Raw genomic sequence first — 19127 nt, 5'->3', positions numbered from 1 at the left:
GATTCACCTTTTTACTGTACTGACCATAGAAATTGCCCTTGCCCTCACCGTTTCAAATAACGTTGACACAGTAAATAAGAGCAATGCTAACCAAATGAAAGCAAAGGATAACAGTTCGATTTTACCGAACGTCTCACCGTATACGATTACACCTAGAAATAACATCATTGTCGGCGCTATATACTGCAAAAATCCTACCATATATAAAGGCATCCGCTGCGCACCTTTCGCAAATAATACGAGTGGCAATGCTGTTACAACGCCTGTCAAAATAAGCAATATACTCGTTTTGAAGTTTGTCTGTAGAAAGGCAGCCTCACCTTGGATAAATAACCAAATATAATAAGCAAGCGCAATTGGTGTAATAAAAAACGTTTCGATTGTTAATCCTCTTAAAGCATCAAGCTTTATTGTTTTCTTTACCAAGCCGTAAACCGCAAATGTAACAGCAAGCACAAAAGCGATCCACGGAAACGCTCCGTATGAAATTGTTAAAATCGTGACCCCTATCACCGCGAGTAAAAACGCAGTTTTCTGAGAAGCATTCAATCGCTCTTTTAAAAATACGACCCCAAGCAAAACCGATACAAGCGGGTTCATATAGTAACCTAAACTTGTTTGCACAAGATGATCATGATTGACCGCCCAAATATAAATAAACCAATTTGCGGAAATTAATACAGAGGCACTAAATAAAGACCAGAATTTTTTCTGCGATTGCCAGAGTGTCTTTAGGTCTTCGATTAACTTACGGCCACTTTTCATGAAGAGAACTAATAATAACGTTAGTAAAAATGCCCAGACGATTCGACTCGTTAAGATTTCAGCACTCGATACATGATGTAAAGTTTTCCAGTAAACCGGTAAGATTCCCCAAATTATATAGGCAGAAATCGCCCAGAGGACGCCACTTTTTTCGATATTCATGATTGATGTCCCCTTTCGGACGAGCGCGTCACCTTTGTTATCTCAAATACGAAAACTGCTTTTATACGCTTTATCCTCCAAACGTATAAAAGCAGAATAGATTTTGCAAATGTTTAAATCGACATCCTGCCTACTTAGACAGCGTTAATTCTTTAGCAAGTTTACATTTTCCTGTTTCCGTAGTTCAACGCGCATAATTTTACCTGAAATTGTTTTCGGCATGTCCTCAATAAATTCTATTTTTCTTGGGTACTTATATGGCGCCGTTAATGCTTTCACATGGTCTTGAATTTCCTTGACAAGACCTTCCTCATCTTTTCTTGATGGATCCCGAAGTACAATAAATGCCTTTACGACATTTCCACGAACTTGGTCTGGACTAGCTACAACCGCACATTCACGAACTGCCGGGTGTTGTAAAACCGCACTTTCAACTTCAAATGGTCCAATTGTATAGCCAGAACTAATAATAATATCGTCCCCACGGCCTTCAAACCAGAAATATCCATCTTCATCCATTCTAGCTAAATCGCCGGTCACATAATAATCCCCTCGGAACTGCATACTTGTTCGTTCAGGGTCATTTAAATACTCCTTAAATAAAGCAGGCGTTGAAACATGGACAGCAATATCTCCAGTCTCCCCTGCAGGTACTGGCTGACCACTTTCATCAATAATTTCAACTCGATTCCCCGGTGTGGGTTTCCCCATAGAACCAAGACGCGGTTCCATACCAAGCATTGTACCAACGAGTAAAGTATTCTCAGTCTGCCCGTAGCCATCCCGAACATCAAGGGAAAACACATCTTTAAAAGTTGTAATGACTTCCGAATTTAAAGGCTCTCCAGCAGATACAGCACTGCGGATTGAGGATAGATCGTTTTCCGCTAAGTTTTCTGATATTGCCATGAATCTATATTCTGTCGGCGTGCAACAAATTACATTCACAGCATTTTCTTCAATTAACTTAAAATACGTTTCGACATCAAATTTCCCATCATAGACTAACCCTGTAGCACCACTTCCCAATACAGATAAAAATGGTGTCCAAATCCATTTCTGCCACCCCGGTGCCGCAGTTGCCCAGACAATATCTCCCTCTTGAATACCGAGCCAGTTTGGTGCAGCTGTTCGTAAATGTGCATATCCCCAAGCATGCGTATGAACAACACCTTTAGGCGAACCGGTTGTACCTGATGTATAGGATAAAAATGCATGATCTGAGCTTTTTGTGTTGGTTATATCAAATTCTTTGGATGCTGTTTCCATTAAGTCTGTTAATGACTTTTGATTTCCCTTTGCTTTACCAACGATAAAGAGATCAATCGCCTCAATGTTTTTAACGTCATCAAATTGATCGGCAAATTCCTCATAAGATACGATAGCTTTTGCCCCGCTATGTTGTAAACGATATTCAATGTCTGAAGGTCTTAACATTTCTGAACTAGGGATCACAACGAGCCCAGCTTTTAACGCACCAATATATGTACTATATGATTCAATAAGGCGCGGCATCATAACTAAAATCACATCGCCTTTTTCTAAACCGCTCTCACGAAAAACATTTGCAGTCTGATTGGCCTTTTCAATCAGTGCATCATATGTCATTTCACGCTTTTCTCCCGCGGCATTTATATGAATAAGTGCTTTTTTGCCATTTCCTGTTGCATATTTTTCAAATTCACTAACGATATTATATCGTTCAGGTGCAATTAATTGTTCTCTATTCATAATCATTCCTCCTCAGTCCATACTTTCATTATACTGACAACAATCCGAAAATTCAAATTGATTTTACTGTTTTCACTATAATCAGAAAGCAATGAAACCTTTCTATTTAAAATAATTAAAACTTATTTTCGCATTAAAATAAACATTAATCAAATAAAAGATGTTTATGCAAATAGAAAAGCTGCCCCGGAATTAAGTCCGGAACAGCCTTTCATTGTTTACTTATTGTTGTTGGTTTCCATTCATTTGCTGTTGAGCCTGACGCACTAATCGCTTAGTAATTTCTCCGCCTACGGATCCGTTGGCACGCGATGAAGCATCTGGTCCCATTTGAACGCCAAACTCTTGAGCAATTTCATATTTCATTTGGTCAAGAGCTTGTCTGACACCCGGAACTAAAAGTTGGTTTGAATTGTTGCTGTTGTTGTTTGGCATCTGATTAACACCTCCTTGTGAAATATAGAATGCACCGTATTCAAAAAATCATGCCCCTAATTTAAAAAAGTTTTTTCATTTTTAAGGGATAAGAAAAGCTGTTCCGAATAACTTCGAAACAGCCTTTCATTAATTACTTATTGTTGTTGGTTTCCGTTCATTTGTTGTTGAGCCTGACGCACTAATCGCTTAGTAATTTCTCCGCCTACGGATCCGTTGGCACGCGATGAAGCATCTGGTCCCATTTGAACGCCAAATTCTTGAGCAATTTCATATTTCATTTGGTCAAGAGCTTGTCTTACTCCTGGAACTAACAGTTGGTTTGAGTTGTTGCTGTTATTGTTTTGCATCTCACTAACACCTCCTTGTGAAATTTAGAATGCACCGTATTCAAAAAATCATGCAGGAGGAATTAGTGGTAATTTCTTCATATTTTTTATAATAAATCAGTAAACATATCTTCTTCTATACGAGGCAACTTATAAATACGCCTTTCTTGAATCGCCTCTTCAATCATTGGTTCAAAATCGGTAAAGCTTTCAAAATGTTTTACCCTTTTAAGCTTCGGCTTCGTTTTAGGACGCGCCGGCGTAAATATTGTACAACAATCCTCATAAGGTCTGATTGAAATCTCATACGTATCAATTTGTTTAGCAATCTCGATAATTTCTATTTTATCTAATGCAATGAGCGGACGTAATACAGGCGTTGACGTTACTTCATTAATGGCAGTTAAACTTTGTAATGTCTGACTCGCTACTTGACCGAGACTTTCCCCAGAGACAATTCCAAGAGCGCCTATTTCCTCACGTACTCTGTCTGCAATTTGCATCATGAGTCTTCGAGTTGTCGTCATCGACTCTCCGTCAGGAATTTTATTTGCAATGACTTGCTGAATTTCCGTAAATGGAATAACATGCAAACGCACTGATGTGCCAAATGCACTTAGCTTTTCTGCTAAGTCCATCACTTTTTGTTTTGCAAGTTCACTTGTAAATGGTGGGCTTTCAAAATGAATGGCATGAATTTCTACGCCACGTTTCATCATCATATAGCCTGCAACTGGGCTGTCGATACCGCCAGATAACATAAGTAGCGATTTTCCACTCGAACCTACAGGCATTCCTCCTGCACCTGGATATACTTTAGATGTAAGCAACGCTACATGTCTTCTAATATCTACATGAAGTAAAATATCAGGTTTCTTCATTTTAACGTGTAATTCAGGATAATTTTTTAGCACATGCGCACCAATTTTTTGTTGCAATTCATTTGTAACATAAGGAAATGACTTATCCGTTCGTCTAATTTCAACTTTAAATGATTTTCCTTCTGTTTCTTCTAATCCGACTGCTTCTAACGCCGTTTCGTAAATCGCTTCAAGTGTTGGCTCACATTTTACGACTGGACTAAATGAATGTATCCCGAAAATTTTTGGTAAACGTTCCATCACTTCAGCCATGTCTTTCGGATTATCAGCCGTTAAAAACATTCTATCTCGCTCATCTTTTATGATCACTGAGTCAAGGCCGTGTAAGGCGCTCTTCATATTTTTTTTCAATCTGCGTATAAAAACGTTTCGATTTCGACCTTTTAACGATAACTCACCATATCTTATTAATAATTCATTCCACATCATGCGATCTTCCCCTTTTAAGCAAATTCACGAAATTAGTAAATACTTTTTCAAATCGAACAACTTCATCATTCGTATTATTTTCTGCAAAACTCACGCGAATTACACCATGTTTATATTTATCTTCTAATTGAATTGCCTCAATAACATGACTAACCTCTTCACTTTTCGATGAACATGCACTGGAAGTTGAGACTAAGATTCCATTTTTTTGAAAATAATTAATCGCTACTTCGCCTTTAATATGAGCAAAAGCGATGGACAATATATGCGGAGCTGCTGTTTCTTTCGCTAATACGAGCACGTCAGACGACTGCTCAATATGCTCAATTAAGCGCTGGCGCCACCTTTCAAAAATAACAGTTTTTCTATTTTCTGTCGCAAGTCTCACCGCACGTGCTAAAGCTACAGCATTTGGAACTGAGACTGTCCCATTTCTTAATCCTTGTTCTTGGCCACCACCATAATTAATGGATGAAGGATTCACCAGTTTTTTAGTAATTAATGCGCCAGAACCCTTTAGTCCGTGAATTTTATGTCCAGAAATTGTAATTGCATCCGGTCCATTTCCACTTAATATAAGCGGTAATTTCCCAAAACTTTGTACAGCGTCAACATGAAAAATTGCACGTGATTTTTTTCGAATCACTTTTCCACAATCCTCAATTGGCTGTATTGCACCAATTTCATTGTTTACATGCATAATACTTACAACGACAGTGTCTTCTCTAAGCTTTTCTTTCAATTCATCGATTGAAATAACGCCATCTTTATTAACTGATAAGTATTCGACTATAAATCCTTCTCGTTCCAATTGTTTAACTGCCTCTAAAACAGAAGGGTGTTCGATTTTAGTTGTTAAAATATGATTGCCGCGGTTTTGATATTTTCGAGCAAATCCAATCACCGCTAAATTATTCGCCTCAGTTCCACCTGATGTATAAATGACCGTGCCAACAGAAACCTGAGTTAAATTTAATATTTGTTCTCGTGATTTTTCAAGAAGCGTTTCCGCTTCTCTTCCAGCAACATGAAGGGAAGCGGGATTTGCAAAAAATCTTTTATTAACTTCTACAAAAGAATTTAGAACTTCTTCTTTTGGTGCAGTCGTTGCACTATTATCTAGATAAATCATTAATTTCATTCCATTCTTTATTTTGAATTCATTCAATTATAAGCGTGACAAAGCCACCTGCACGACTATGTGCGGGTGGCTCGAAATAATTAAAAGCGAAAGATTAACATAAATAAGCTCAATCTGCAGTATCGCTAACATTAAAAACAATTAAATCGTTAAATCGTCTTTTTCTTGCAACAATTCCTCAATCCGCTTCATTGCCCCTGGTTCAACTTCCTCTACTGCTGTTGCTGCTTCCTCCAAAGCCTTGGCATAGCGAAATTGCCTGAACGACTCCTCAGCTTCTTGCAATTGTGCATGGACGCGCTCATTAGATGCTCGATAACGATTTCCATATTGAATAATCCATTCGACTAGCATCACATTTTCGAGTAATTCTTCTGTCTTTCCTCTTACTTCCTGAACAGATTGTTTAGCATTTTCTAAGTAAGAATTAACAAGCGTCATATTTAAAGGAACTTCCTCCAAGCTCTGTCTAACAATATATAGTTGTTCTTCCGCTTCTTCTAGTCTGGCATCAATATCGTCAGGTATGCCCGGAATATTTCCTCTATGTAATGAACGATCAGCATCTTGTAATTCTTTTGAAAGTCCTTTAAGCTCAGCGCGCACTTTATTTTCATCGTTTCGTAATTTTTTTAAGCGCTCTGCAAAATCTTTTCGTTCTTCGTCTATATAGCCAACCTTCTCTGTAATCATTTGTATGGTTTCTTGCATACTAGAATAGGCAGAAGTATTATTTTCAATTTGCTCTACAATGACAGCAAATTGTTTATTTAATAATTCAATTTCCTCTGAGGCACTCTGCGGAATTTTCGCCTCATCCTCGTTTATTCTGTAACTTTGTTGGACGAATGTAATTTCTGTTAATGTTTCATTCACAAGTCCAGTCACCCTTAATAGTTCATCGTATACAGTTTGATAATTCTCTTCAACATAATGTTTTGCGACTACTTCTTTCTCTAGTGCATCATACAATCCATCTAATTGACTGTGTATCTCTTCAACTTCTTCTGGTATACCATCCATCTCTAACTGAGCTATTTCTTCCGCCATTCGCTCAAGCTTCTCTTCTATATCTACCAGTATTTTCTCGATTTCTAAGTGTTGTAAGTTATAAGCTTGCTCTTCCATTTCCCTTACACCATTACGCAATTCTCGTATAGAGGTTGGAATTGAATTTTGAATATCAGCTAACAGAGCAGGTATCTGTTCAATAATTTGAAACAAATAGTCACCTTTCTCAGTTAATGCGATGACAATTTCTCGGGCTTGTAAATAATTCCCGTTTTCTGTCAATGTCTCATACTCGGCAAATTTAGGTCTAAATGTTTCCAATTCCTTTTCAAGCGGGTTCACCGTTTCTCCAAACGCTGGTTGATGTGCTAAAATTTTCTTTCGAGCACTACGATGCCTTTCTTGTAACAATTCCATTTCGACTCGATTTTTCTCTTCACTTCCAACGAGTTCATCTAAACCACTAAGGATTTCAGTCATTTTCTGCTGACTAAATTGAATTTTCTCTTCGATTAGCATGACAGTCTCTTTTAGTTTTTTAAAACTAAAACGGTCGATGTACTCTTCAGCATCGAATAATAAATTATCAAGTTCAGGCATACGTACATCAATTACTTCCGTCCAAGTTGCACGCCAAGTTTCAAATTTTTCTTCTGTCTCGCCTGTCATATTTAGTTGCTTTATTTTCGTCATTTCTTCAAATATTGGCTTATGTTGTATTTGTAGTTTTCTATGCTCAAGTTTTTTTATTTGATTCGTATGTTTACGCCTATATGAAATGGCGAGAATGGTTAAAATGATAATGAGTACTATAATTGCAATGATTACAATCTTCATCGCGATCCTCCTGTCCCAATGACTATACACTACATATTATCCTATATCGTACCATGTTTAAATACTTTTGGTTGGAAAAATGAAAATTAATAAGGGAAAAGTTCATATTTTGTCGAATGAACAGACTTACTTTTGTAAAAACGTTCGAATAACTGTATACTAACATATTACAAATTACATATGAATGAGGTGTTCAAATGTCTACAACTGTTAATGTTAACGAAGACTTAGATAAGAAATATGAATTGCTTAGCAAACAACTTGATGCACTATTGTCGGGCGAACCAAATTTATACGCAAACTTAAGTAATGCTTCGGCATTGCTTAATCAATTTTTCGATCGGATCAATTGGGTTGGGTTTTATCTAATGGAAGATGGCGAATTGGTATTAGGCCCTTTCCAAGGCTTACCGGCATGCGTCCGCATCCAAGTTGGTAAAGGTGTTTGTGGAACTGCAGTAGAACGGAAGGAATCCATTATTGTCCCGGACGTTGAAGCATTCCCTGGTCATATCGTTTGTGATGCAGCTTCCCGCTCAGAAATTGTCGTACCAATCATTAAAAACGACGAGGTTATTGGTGTGCTTGATATCGATAGTCCTGAACTAGACCGTTTTTCGGAAACTGATCGTATCGGGCTTGAAAAAGTTGTTGAAACACTAATTCAACATCTATAAAACGACGTAAAAACCCCTTCATATCAACAATGAGTTGATATGAAGGGGTTTTTTATTTGGCATTTTCTTTACTCAATGATTGTTCAACTTTTTCAAAAGCACGATTCAAATCTGCGATTAAGTCATCTGTATGTTCGAGGCCTACTGAAAGTCGAAGTAATGAATCTATGATTCCCATGGAAATTCTTTCATCATAAGGGACTACAGAATGCGTCATCGTTGCTGGATGCTGGATAAGCGTTTCTGCATCCCCTAAACTGACAGCTATTTTAATGAGCGACAAACTATTTAAAAATTGTTGCGCGCCTTCCTTACCGCCTTTCATCGTAAATGAAATAAGTCCTCCGCCGGCACGCATTTGCTTTTTTGCAATTGCATACTGTGGATTATCCACATCAAAAGGATAATATATTTTTTCTACGAGCGGTTGTTTCTTTAGGAATGTAATAATTTTCTCGGCATTTGACGTATGTCGTTCCATACGAACTGGTAATGTTTTTATTCCCCGTAATAGTAACCATGCATCGAACGGAGAGATAATGCCGCCGTAATCTTTTTGAACCGACATGCGAATCTTTTCCATCTCGTCTTCATCATTTCCTACGAGTAGACCAGCAATAACATCTCCATGTCCGTTAATATATTTCGTTGCACTATGCAAAACGAAATCGACACCTAAGGTAATTGGTTTTTGCAGATAAGGAGAAGAGAACGTATTATCTACTACAACACGAAGGCCATGACGTTTTGCGACATTTACGACTGCTTGTAAGTCGACAAGCTCCATCGTTGGATTAATTGGCGTTTCTACATAAATACAAACTGTTTCTGGCTTAATCGCACGTTCAATCTGTTCTTCAGTGCCCATCTGTACTAAATCATGCGTAATGTTATATTTATCTTCTAACATGCCTAATAATCCAAATGTACAACCGTAGATTCCTCTAGAACACAGGATATGGTCACCTGTCTTCGTTAAATGAACAAGAATGGAACTCACTGCCGCCATTCCTGATCCAAATGCTAATGCACCTTTTCCTTCTTCCAAAGCGGTTATACGTTCTTCCAACAACTGCACTGTTGGGTTCCCAAGGCGCGAATAAATCAGACCTGCTTCGTCCCCAGCAAATCTACTTTCTCCCTGTTCCGCAGTCTCAAATGAAAAAGTAGATGTTTGATAAAGAGGTACACTTAAACTTCCATGATGCAGCTTTGCATCATAACCTGTATGCACGACAACTGTGTCTTCATGTAAAGATTCTTCTTTCATCGTCATAGCCTCCCGCTTCCCCATATTTCAACACATTTTTTAAATGTGGAAGTATGGTTCCTTCTTTTAACCTTATACTATACTTTATTCTACCGAAAGAAAAGAGTTAATAATCACATTATTCTACTCTTTCGACATATTTTTCGAGATGATATGTTTTTTCTTCTATTCGGCTAGGTAAATTGCAATTTGTATGGGCTCTACTTTTCCTCAGAAGCTTAGCTTGTATCAGCAGGAAGCTTGCATTTCCTCTGATTTTAATGTCTTTTGGCATCCATCCCACCATTTATTTAGGAGTGAGGAATTCTACTGATTCAAAGTTAATTGATTTACACTTGACTATCTCTTTAAAAGTTGGTATGATTACGAACGTGTAAAATATACGCAGCAGTTATGTGTTTCAGTCTGCTCAGTTTATTCCTTTTAATGAGGTGTAACGCGTAACCTTCTGGCTGCGAAGGCGAAGTTACAAGATAATAGAATGACTACTGAATTGAACATATCTGGTCTTATTTTACAACAAAGTTTTTCCAAAACGTACTTCGTTTTGGAAATAAGTTACCATAAAATAAAACCAATTTAGAGGAGGAGTCTATTATGGCTCGTTATACAGGTCCAGCATGGAAACTATCACGTCGTCTCGGAGTATCACTTTCCGGTACGGGAAAAGAAATTGAAAAGCGTCCTTACGCTCCAGGACAACATGGTCCAACTCAACGCGTAAAACTTTCTGAATACGGATTACAGTTACAAGAAAAACAAAAACTTCGTTTCATGTTCGGTGTAAACGAACGTCAATTCAGAACTTTATTTAATAAAGCAGGTAAAATGCCTGGTAAACACGGTGAAAACTTCATGATTCTTCTTGAAACTCGCCTAGACAACGTTGTTTACCGTATGGGTCTTGCACGTACTCGTCGTGCTGCTCGTCAATTAGTTAACCACGGTCACATTTTAGTCGATGGTAAACGTCTTGACATCCCATCATACAGCGTTAAACCAGGACAAGAAATTTCTCTTCGTGAGAAGTCTCAAAACCTTGACGTTATTAATGAAGCACTAGAAGTGAACAACTTCGTACCTGAATATGTTTCATTTAACACTGAAACAAAAACAGGTCAATTCGTTCGTTTCCCAGAGCGTAGCGAACTACCAGCAGAAATTAACGAAGCACTTATCGTTGAATTCTACTCACGTAAATAATAATAAAGCAATCTATAAAACCCTTGACGTTTGGAATTTCCAACTTCAGGGGTTTTTATTTCCCTATAGAAATTTACAATGAATTAATAATCTCAGGCACATCATTCTTAGGCGAATTTACCAAAGTAGATACTTGAAAGGCCGTCATCTCTTCTGGCTGATAGGGTTTCAAAAGTTTTTTTAGATAACTTGAATCCTGAACTGTTGAGTTTAACCAAATGTCTTGTTTTTCTTCCGGAAGTATCACGGGCATTCTATCATGGATACCGCTTACCACATCATTCGCTTCGGTTGTAATTATGGTGCATGAATGAATCGTTTCACCATCTTTTTGCCACCGATCCCATAAACCCGCAAACGTAAAGACGCGATCATCCTTCATTTTGATGCGAAATGGTTGTTTTTGGCCACCATCATTTTTCCACTCGTAAAAACCATCCGCAACAATTAGGCATCTTCTTCTTTTCAATAAATTTTTGAAGCTCGGTTTTGTGTCTACCGTTTCCGAACGTGCATTAATCATTTTATAACCAATTCTCGAGTCTTTCGCCCACGAAGGAACTAACCCCCATTTTAGGAAGCCGCCCCTTTTATTTTCTCCATCACTTACAATCGAAAATACTTGTTGACTCGGTGCTACGTTATATCTTGGTGTAATATTCAGTTCACTCATATTCGATAACTCAAAAGCAAGTTGAATTTGTTCGATTGGACTTGTCATACTAAAACGTCCACACATATATGTTCACATCCTTATTTTCTACTTAATCTTTTCCCCTTCATTTTCTCACATTCGATAACCGTTATTCAAATAGTATCTATCATCTATGTTACACTAATTATCTGACATTACTATAAAGGAGGGATAACTGTACATCGAGCGAATGTCGGTTACAGTACAACTATGAGAATTATTTCTATTTGCCCAAGTAACACAGAATTAGTAGCTTATCTTGGTTTATTAGATAATCTTGTTGCAATTGATGACTATTCTGACTGGCCAAGTGAGGTTCAATCACTTCCTAAATTAGGCCCTGATTTATCAATTGATATGGACAAACTCGAAACATTTAAGCCAGATCTAGTGTTAGCTTCATTAAGCGTGCCAGGTATGGAAAAAAATGTAGAAGAATTACAAAGACGTGAAATCCCCCACATTGTCCTCAATCCGCAAAGTTTAAACGACATTGCAGACGACCTGTTAACTGTAGGTATACAGTGCGGAATTGAGCATAAAGCACTTAAACGCCAACGACAATATTTAGCTTTTATTGATGAAATGAAAAGTCGTGCCGTAACTGCACATACCTTCCCTACACTTTATTGGGAATGGTGGCCAAAACCTATTTTTACACCCGGAAAGACAAATTGGCTCACCGAAATAAGTGCGATTGCTGGTGGATTGAACGAATTCCGGGATAAAACCGAAGCAAATGTACAGACGGATTGGAATGATTTATTGGATAGAAATCCCGATTACATTCTTCTCGCTTGGGTAGGCGTTCGAACTGAGAAGGTAAATAAAGAAGTTGTTTTAAAACGACCTGGTTGGAAAAATCTTTCCGCGATTCAAAACAATTATTTTACAATTATGGAAGAAGAACTTTATTGTCGCCCTTCTCCGCGTTTATTAGAAGGCGCTTTAAAACTTGGGAAATACATACATCCAGAAATATACGCAGATTTGGAGCTTCCAGCTTGGGTAACAACCGTTGAATGAAAAAACCAGAAAAAAAACGGAGGAGAATGCTTACGCACTCTCCTCCGTTTCGTGTTTATGAAAACTTCACCATCGTGTAATTTCTTCTACCACGACGAACAATTGTAAATTGGTCCTCTAGACGGTCCTCAGCACTAATTATATATTGAGTATCTTTAATACGCTCTCCATTCACTGAAATTGCACCGTTGTTTACATCTTCTCTTCCTTGACGTTTGGAAGAGGAAATTCCTGCTTCTACGATAAAATCAACAATGTTTTTATCTTCTTTCGGCATTTCAGCAGATGGAACGTCCTTAAATGCATCGCGCATTTCATTTACAGAAAGGGCTTTTAAATCCCCACTAAATAAGGCTTGTGAAATACGAATCGCTTGGTCTAATGCTTCCTGACCATGAATAAGTCGTGTCATTTCCTCGGCAAGCGTTCTTTGCGCTTTTCTTAAATGCGCTTCTTCTTGAACAGACACTTCCAATGCTTCGATTTCTGCACGTTCTATAAATGTAAATATTTTCAAGTATTTAATCACATCGGCATCCGCCGTGTTAACCCAGAACTGGTAAAACTCATATGGTGATGTTTTTTCAGCATCTAGCCACACTGCACCACCTGCTGTTTTCCCAAACTTCGTACCATCCGCTTTTGTCACGAGTGGAATTGTAATCCCGAATGCTTTTGCTTCGTCATCTTCTTGAACTTTACGAATCACTTCAAGGCCAGTTGTAATATTGCCCCACTGGTCAGATCCGCCAATTTGCACGCGACAACCGTAATTTGTATAAAGATGGTTAAAGTCTATTCCTTGAATAAGCATATACGAAAACTCAGTAAATGAAATACCGCTTTCTAAACGTGATGCTACATTATCTTTAGCAAGCATATAATTGACACCTAAAAGTTTGCCGTAATCACGTAAAAACTCAATCGTTGACATGCCGCCAATCCAATCATTGTTATTCACCATTAATGCGCCGTTTTCCGTTTCGAAATCAAATATTCTTTGCATTTGTTTTGTAATACCTTCAACGTTTTTCGCAATTTGCTCTGTTGTCTGCAATTGTCTTTCTTCAGAACGTCCTGAAGGGTCTCCAATCATACCTGTTGCACCACCAACTAATAAAATCGGACGGTGACCGTGATTTTGGAAACGACGTAATGTTAATAATGGAACGATATGTCCGATATGCATACTGTCTGCTGTCGGATCAACTCCACAGTATAAGGATATTTTTTCATCGTTCACTACCTTCGTTAGACCTTCTTCATCAGTTTGTTGGTATAACAAACCACGCCATTTTAAATCTCCCATTAATGAGTTACTCACATAAATCCCTCCTATTTTTTTAAAAAAACAAGTATCTGTTCGAATATTAATCGTAATAAGAAAAAATAAAAAGCCCCTACACGATTAATAAATCATGCAGGGGCGCTATGTATGTAATAACGCGGTACCACCCAGCTTGAGAGAATACTCTCCACTCAATACGCCTTAACGTTGCGCACACGTCACACTCCAGAACTGTAATTCATGTATAACATACCGAGCAACTTTCACCACCCGTTGCCTCTCTATACGGTTCTGTTACCACTACTTCGGCTCTCTCAACATGCGAATAAATGTTATACTTTTATATATTATCTTATTTGGTGAATATGTCAATGAAAAATGATTTCATTTTGTCGGAATGTGCTATAATAAAAAAGATTTAAGGAGGTAGAAATACTTGAGTGATAAAATTAAGAGTTATCTCAAATACATAGAAGACAAAATCAATAACTTTACCGAAAAAAGTTGGGCTAAAAAACTCAGAATTACTTCCGGCGTTGCTTGGAACCTATTTCTTCTTTTCATTGTAAGCTGTATTACCCTATTTGTTTTCGCAGCATCAGTTGGTGCAGGCTATTTCGCATCACTTGTAGCCGAAGAACCTTTGCGATCGAAAGAAGAAATGCGAGATGATATTTTAACATATGAGGAATCATCTGAAATTTTCTTGGCGAATAATGTTTATCTCGGAAAAGTAAACGCAGATATTGAACGTAAAGAAATAAAGCTTGAAGATGTCTCGCCTTACGTTATCGATGCAGTACTTGCTACAGAAGACGAGTATTTCGAGACACATCCAGGTATTGTGCCAAAAGCGGTTTTCCGAGGAATTTTCCAAGACGTTACGAACTCCGCGAGCCAAACTGGGGGTTCAACACTTACACAGCAGTTAATAAAACTTCAAATCTTAACAAATGAAGTTTCTTATGAAAGAAAAGCAAAAGAAATTTTGCTTGCATTACGCCTCGAAAAATTTATGGACAAGCATGAAATTTTAGAAGCTTATTTAAATGTCATACCCTATGGCAGAAATGCGAATGGAGATAACATTGCAGGAGTAGAGGCTGCTGCGGAAGGGATTTTCAACGTAAATGCGAAAGATTTAAATCTTCCACAGGCAGCATTTATCGCTGGAATTCCGCAGGCGCCCTACGCACATACACCATTTTATAATCAAGGTCGTGGACTTAAAGAACCAGATCATCTAAAACCTGGGATCGACCGGATGAAGACAGTTCTTTTCCGAATGAAAGAGACTGGGTATATTACCGAAAAGCAATATGAAGAAGCAATCGCTTATGACATCACGAGAGATTTTAGAGAAAAAGAGTTACGCGCGAACGAGCGATACCCTTATTTAACACAGGAAATTCAAAGACAAACAGTAGAAGTTCTATCAAAAATGCTTGCCGAAGAAGAAGGAATCGATCCAAATCGTTTAGACGTCGAGAGTAAGCTAAAAGACAAGTATAATATTTTAGCAAGACGTGCGATGACTACAAATGGTTATCGAATTCACTCGACTATAAATAAAGATATTTTTGATCGTATGAATGAGGCGGCCAAAAGCTTTGAACATTATGGATATACGTACACTTCTAAAAGTATAGATCCGGATACCGGAGAAGAAATTATTACTCAAGATCCAGTACAAGTAGGAAGTGTAATGATTGAAAATCGTACAGGGAAGATTTTATCCTTCGTTGGCGGTCGTGATTTTAATATTAGAAACTTTAACTTTGCGACACAGGGCTTTAGACAAAATGGTTCGGCTATGAAGCCGCTGCTTGTTTATGCACCAGCAATAGAATTAGGTTACATCGGGGCGGGTAGCCCAGTCGTAGACGTTAAGTTTTCAGCAGGTGGTTGGTCACCGAGTAACTTCCAAGCAACACAAGAACTCGGTATCATACCAGCTAGACAAGCACTTGCAACTTCTCAAAACCTTGCAACCGTAAGATTGTTTAACGCCATTAAGGAGCGGGATCCTGCACAGTTCTTGAAGTTAATGGGATTTTCAAGATTATCGGATGCTGAATCCCAAAATCTCTCCCTATCTCTTGGCGCAATGACAGATGGTACGAGTGTTGAGGAAATGGTAAATGCTTATGCAACATTCGCCAATGCGGGTCAATTTATTGATGCCTATATGATTGAAAAAATAGAAGATATGGAAGGCAATATCGTATATGAACATAAAGTTGAACCTGTAGAAGTCTTTAGTCCGGAAACAGCTTATATCATCTCAGATATGCTTAGAGACGTTGCAAAACATGGAACAGCAACAACAATGAGAAACAACTTAAATTTTAGTATGGATATTGCTGCGAAAACAGGAACTACTGATAAATATATAGACAATTGGCTTGTCGGCTATAACCCGAATGTTTCACTTGGCGTATGGCTCGGTTATCGGGATCACAAAAAAGGTTTATATCCAAATAGTCTCAGGAATTCCTACTTACCGCCAAGTAGACGGACTAACCTATTATTCGCTCGCTTAATGAATGCGGCGAATGCAGCTGCTCCAGATATTGTTGGCGCGAACAGTACATTTACGCGACCTGAAGGGGTTGTTTCTAGATCATTTTGCGGAATTTCTGGTCTAGCACCTTCGAAAATTTGTTCAGACGCTGGACTTGTTAAAACAGACTTGTTTAATGCTAAAGTATTTGTCCCAAGTAAGGCTGATGACAGCATCATTTCATCGTCGTATGTTTCTGTGAAAGGCAAAAAATATTTAGCGTTACCGAATACGCCAAGCGAGTTTATCGTTCAAGGCGGTACCGGAGTAAACGAAGAATTTATTAGTAGAATGTTCGGCTCATTGAAAGGTGATGCTTCAAAATTATTCCCAGCAAACTCACCTTTTGCCTCAAGTGTTGTATCTGGCGCTAAATTTAATGCTGACAGCGCTAATCCTGCAGCGGTTAATGCGAAAGTAGACGGAACATCCATGTCCTGGACAGAGTCTTCTTCTAATGATGTCATTGGCTATTATGTGTATCGAAACGACTCTAAAGTTGCGACAGTACGAGACGGTGAGAAAAAGTCATATACAATATCCGACGGCACATATACAGTTCGAGCTGTCGATATTACTGGTCGATTATCCGAACCTTCAAATGCAATTAAGATAAAAGAAGCCGAGGATAAAGAGAAGAAGGAAAAAGAGGAGAAAGAGAAAGAAAAAGTAAACGAGAAGGATAAGACTCCACCAAAAGAAGATAAGCCTAAAGATGAGGGGAAACCGGACAACGGAAATGCAGACAAAGACAGAGATGAAGGTAAAGATGAGGATAAAGGCAAGGATGACGACAAGGAAACACCGCCTGAAGAAGATCAAGATAATTAACCTCGATTAAATTTATAATAAAAGGCTTGTTGCAAATTTTAAATTGCAGCAAGCCCTTTTTGATTTAGCTTTCTATCGTTGATAAGTCTCCAGTGGGTAAATCTAATTCCCAAGACTTAAGGACACGACGCATTATTTTACCGCTTCTTGTTTTTGGTAGTTTATCTTTAAATTCAATTTCTCGTGGCGCAGCATGGGCTGCTAACTCTCTTTTAACAAATTGACGAATGCCCTCTTTTAACTCTTCTGATGGCTCATAGCCTTCATGTAATACAACAAATGCCTTAATCATTTCACCACGAACAGGGTCTGGTTTACCTATAACGCCTGCTTCAACAATGGCTTCATGTTCTAGCAACTTACTTTCTACTTCAAATGGTCCAACACGCTCTCCACTCGTCATAATGACGTCATCAATGCGTCCCTGAAACCAAAAATAACCATCTTCATCCATATATGCAGAATCTCCAGAGATATACCATTCATCATTCATAAAGTACGTATCATAAACTTCCTCGCGATTCCAAATCGCTCTCATCATGGATGGCCATCCTTTTTTAATTGCCAAGTTCCCCATTTCGTAAGGTCGCAATTTGTTTCCTTGATTATCAATTATGGCTGCTTCAATGCCTGGTATCGCTTTCCCCATAGAACCTAGCTTGATTGGCAAACACCTAAAATTAGAAATGGTATGTGCACCTGTTTCGGTCATCCACCACGTATCATGTATTCTTAAATTAAACGTATCCATCCCCCAACGAACAATTTCGGGATTAAGTGGCTCCCCTACAGACAAAATATGTCTCAGTGTCGATAAATCATATTTCTTAACTTCTTTTTCCCCTGCGCTCATCAGCATACGAAATGCTGTCGGTGCACTGTACCACACAGTAACACCGTATTCCTCTATCGCTCCGTACCAATTTTCAATTGAAAATCGGCCACCTAAAATAAGGGTCGTCGCACCTACAAGCATTGGACCAAAAACACCATACACTGTCCCTGTGACCCATCCTGGATCTGCAGTGCACCAGTAAATATCTTCGTCCGTTAAATCGAGTACCCAGCGAGTGGTTTGAAGTTGTTGTACCATCGCTTCTTGAACAAGTACAACTCCTTTTGGTTTTCCAGCTGAACCAGATGTATAGTGAATGAGTGTCGGATCATCTTTTTCCATCCACGCTATCTGAAAGTATTTGGATGCCTTATTTAACTGTGCATTGAAATCAATGAATGTATTCGTTTCTTCAATATCGTCTCCTACTAAAAAGACAGTTTCTAAATTTGGTAGTTTTTCGAGTGGAATACGCGTTAATAATTGAGGTGTTGTAACAATCGCTTTCGCTTCACTATCAAGTAGTCTTTCGTAAATCGCCTCTTCCATGAACGCTTCAAAAAGCGGTCCTACGATAACCCCTATTTTCAATGCGCCAAGCAAAGAAAAGTACAATTCTGGAGAGCGTGGCATAAAAACAAAAAGTCTATCTCCTTTTTCTAATGAGGAGTGATTTAGTAAAACATTTGCAGCTTTATTTGTCATGATTTTCATATCGTTATATGTGTATGCTTCTTTTCGATTCGCATCTTTATAAAATAATGCGACTTTATTTTTACGAAACGAATTTGCATGTCTATCAACAGCTTCATATGCAACATTCACTTTTCCACTTTCAAACCAACTAAACTCTTTCTCAGCATCTGTCCAATTAAATGTAGCTGCTTCTGTTTCATAGTTCTCTAGTTGATAATCCCCTTTTATTACTGGTAACGTTTCTACTTTCATCTCTCTCACCCTTTCAAAAACCATACACTTGTTATTCTACATGAATTTAAACGAAATGTATAAATAATTTA

Annotated in this window: 15 protein-coding genes; 4 read left to right on the top strand and 11 right to left on the bottom strand. The window is 38.2% G+C overall.

The window, feature by feature from the left end:
• Window positions 1-3: 3 nt before the first annotated feature.
• From rarD to ezrA, 7 genes are all read right to left on the bottom strand, one after another.
• The gene (rarD, locus tag AB1H92_RS03860; RefSeq protein WP_115362280.1) at window positions 4-927 is read right to left on the bottom strand and encodes an EamA family transporter RarD; all 924 of its coding nucleotides are present in this window, start codon (window positions 925-927) and stop codon (window positions 4-6) included.
• A 144-nt stretch (window positions 928-1071) separates the two neighbouring features.
• Window positions 1072-2658, bottom strand: a complete 1587-nt coding sequence (gene mbcS / locus AB1H92_RS03855; protein ID WP_115362282.1) for an acyl-CoA synthetase MbcS — start codon at window positions 2656-2658, stop codon at window positions 1072-1074.
• A 222-nt stretch (window positions 2659-2880) separates the two neighbouring features.
• A complete protein-coding gene (locus AB1H92_RS03850; protein ID WP_115362284.1) occupies window positions 2881-3093 on the bottom strand; it encodes an alpha/beta-type small acid-soluble spore protein in 213 nt (70 codons plus the stop codon).
• A 137-nt stretch (window positions 3094-3230) separates the two neighbouring features.
• Window positions 3231-3443, bottom strand: coding sequence for an alpha/beta-type small acid-soluble spore protein (locus AB1H92_RS03845; protein WP_115362286.1), 213 nt, complete (start codon window positions 3441-3443; stop codon window positions 3231-3233).
• An 86-nt stretch (window positions 3444-3529) separates the two neighbouring features.
• Window positions 3530-4732: a tRNA uracil 4-sulfurtransferase ThiI gene (thiI, locus tag AB1H92_RS03840; protein ID WP_115362288.1), complete on the bottom strand. Its 1203-nt coding sequence runs from the start codon at window positions 4730-4732 to the stop codon at window positions 3530-3532.
• Window positions 4719-5864 (bottom strand): cysteine desulfurase family protein, encoded by a 1146-nt coding sequence (locus AB1H92_RS03835; RefSeq protein ID WP_115364128.1) that lies wholly within the window; start codon window positions 5862-5864, stop codon window positions 4719-4721. The genes thiI and AB1H92_RS03835 overlap by 14 nt, the downstream gene beginning before the upstream one ends.
• Window positions 5865-6014: 150 nt before the next feature.
• A complete protein-coding gene (ezrA, locus tag AB1H92_RS03830) occupies window positions 6015-7721 on the bottom strand; it encodes a septation ring formation regulator EzrA (RefSeq protein ID WP_115362290.1) in 1707 nt (568 codons plus the stop codon).
• Between the two features lie 197 nt (window positions 7722-7918).
• Between ezrA and AB1H92_RS03825 the strand changes: the two genes are divergently transcribed.
• A complete protein-coding gene (locus AB1H92_RS03825; protein WP_115362292.1) occupies window positions 7919-8398 on the top strand; it encodes a GAF domain-containing protein in 480 nt (159 codons plus the stop codon).
• A gap of 52 nt (window positions 8399-8450) precedes the next feature.
• On the opposite strand, the gene megL is transcribed toward AB1H92_RS03825, so the two are convergent.
• Entirely contained in the window at window positions 8451-9668 is a 1218-nt protein-coding gene (gene megL, locus AB1H92_RS03820) for a methionine gamma-lyase (RefSeq protein WP_115362294.1), read from the bottom strand.
• A gap of 597 nt (window positions 9669-10265) precedes the next feature.
• Here megL and rpsD point away from each other — a divergent pair.
• Window positions 10266-10871 carry a 30S ribosomal protein S4 gene (rpsD, locus tag AB1H92_RS03815; RefSeq protein ID WP_115362296.1) on the top strand — a complete coding sequence of 202 codons (606 nt, stop codon included), beginning with the start codon at window positions 10266-10268 and terminating at the stop codon, window positions 10869-10871.
• 73 nt (window positions 10872-10944) lie between these two features.
• Here the strand turns inward: rpsD and AB1H92_RS03810 are convergent, their stop codons facing one another.
• Window positions 10945-11610, bottom strand: a complete 666-nt coding sequence (locus tag AB1H92_RS03810; RefSeq protein WP_115362298.1) for an SOS response-associated peptidase — start codon at window positions 11608-11610, stop codon at window positions 10945-10947.
• Window positions 11611-11775: 165 nt separating this feature from the next.
• Between AB1H92_RS03810 and AB1H92_RS03805 the strand changes: the two genes are divergently transcribed.
• Window positions 11776-12591 carry a cobalamin-binding protein gene (locus tag AB1H92_RS03805; RefSeq protein ID WP_115362300.1) on the top strand — a complete coding sequence of 272 codons (816 nt, stop codon included), beginning with the start codon at window positions 11776-11778 and terminating at the stop codon, window positions 12589-12591.
• A 55-nt stretch (window positions 12592-12646) separates the two neighbouring features.
• Here the strand turns inward: AB1H92_RS03805 and tyrS are convergent, their stop codons facing one another.
• A complete protein-coding gene (tyrS, locus tag AB1H92_RS03800) occupies window positions 12647-13900 on the bottom strand; it encodes a tyrosine--tRNA ligase (RefSeq protein ID WP_172481078.1) in 1254 nt (417 codons plus the stop codon).
• A 415-nt stretch (window positions 13901-14315) separates the two neighbouring features.
• Here tyrS and AB1H92_RS03795 point away from each other — a divergent pair, with 415 nt between their 5' ends.
• Window positions 14316-17273 (top strand): transglycosylase domain-containing protein, encoded by a 2958-nt coding sequence (locus AB1H92_RS03795; RefSeq protein ID WP_256594313.1) that lies wholly within the window; start codon window positions 14316-14318, stop codon window positions 17271-17273.
• Between the two features lie 64 nt (window positions 17274-17337).
• On the opposite strand, the gene acsA is transcribed toward AB1H92_RS03795, so the two are convergent.
• On the bottom strand, window positions 17338-19056 hold the full coding sequence (acsA, locus tag AB1H92_RS03790) for an acetate--CoA ligase (RefSeq protein WP_115362304.1): 1719 nt from the start codon (window positions 19054-19056) through the stop codon (window positions 17338-17340).
• Window positions 19057-19127 lie beyond the last annotated feature (71 nt).

This window comes from Sporosarcina pasteurii (assembly GCF_041295575.1).
Classification (GTDB): Bacteria; Bacillota; Bacilli; order Bacillales_A; family Planococcaceae; genus Sporosarcina; species Sporosarcina pasteurii.
The sequence above is the reverse complement of the archived record's forward strand: the minus strand, read 5'-3'. Positions and strand labels throughout refer to the sequence as shown.

Excerpts from the sequence above, each read along its gene's own strand:
- AB1H92_RS03835 (WP_115364128.1), bottom strand. The coding sequence starts at position 5,864 with ATGATTTATCTAGATAATAGTGCAACGACTGCACCAAAAGAAGAAGTT.
- AB1H92_RS03825 (WP_115362292.1), top strand. The coding sequence starts at position 7,919 with ATGTCTACAACTGTTAATGTTAACGAAGACTTAGATAAGAAATATGAA.
- megL (WP_115362294.1), bottom strand. The coding sequence starts at position 9,668 with ATGAAAGAAGAATCTTTACATGAAGACACAGTTGTCGTGCATACAGGT.
- tyrS (WP_172481078.1), bottom strand. The coding sequence starts at position 13,900 with ATGGGAGATTTAAAATGGCGTGGTTTGTTATACCAACAAACTGATGAA.
- rpsD (WP_115362296.1), top strand. The coding sequence starts at position 10,266 with ATGGCTCGTTATACAGGTCCAGCATGGAAACTATCACGTCGTCTCGGA.
- ezrA (WP_115362290.1), bottom strand. The coding sequence starts at position 7,721 with ATGAAGATTGTAATCATTGCAATTATAGTACTCATTATCATTTTAACC.
- AB1H92_RS03805 (WP_115362300.1), top strand. The coding sequence starts at position 11,776 with ATGAGAATTATTTCTATTTGCCCAAGTAACACAGAATTAGTAGCTTAT.
- AB1H92_RS03810 (WP_115362298.1), bottom strand. The coding sequence starts at position 11,610 with ATGTGTGGACGTTTTAGTATGACAAGTCCAATCGAACAAATTCAACTT.
- AB1H92_RS03845 (WP_115362286.1), bottom strand. The coding sequence starts at position 3,443 with ATGCAAAACAATAACAGCAACAACTCAAACCAACTGTTAGTTCCAGGA.
- rarD (WP_115362280.1), bottom strand. The coding sequence starts at position 927 with ATGAATATCGAAAAAAGTGGCGTCCTCTGGGCGATTTCTGCCTATATA.
- acsA (WP_115362304.1), bottom strand. The coding sequence starts at position 19,056 with ATGAAAGTAGAAACGTTACCAGTAATAAAAGGGGATTATCAACTAGAG.
- AB1H92_RS03850 (WP_115362284.1), bottom strand. The coding sequence starts at position 3,093 with ATGCCAAACAACAACAGCAACAATTCAAACCAACTTTTAGTTCCGGGT.
- mbcS (WP_115362282.1), bottom strand. The coding sequence starts at position 2,658 with ATGAATAGAGAACAATTAATTGCACCTGAACGATATAATATCGTTAGT.
- thiI (WP_115362288.1), bottom strand. The coding sequence starts at position 4,732 with ATGATGTGGAATGAATTATTAATAAGATATGGTGAGTTATCGTTAAAA.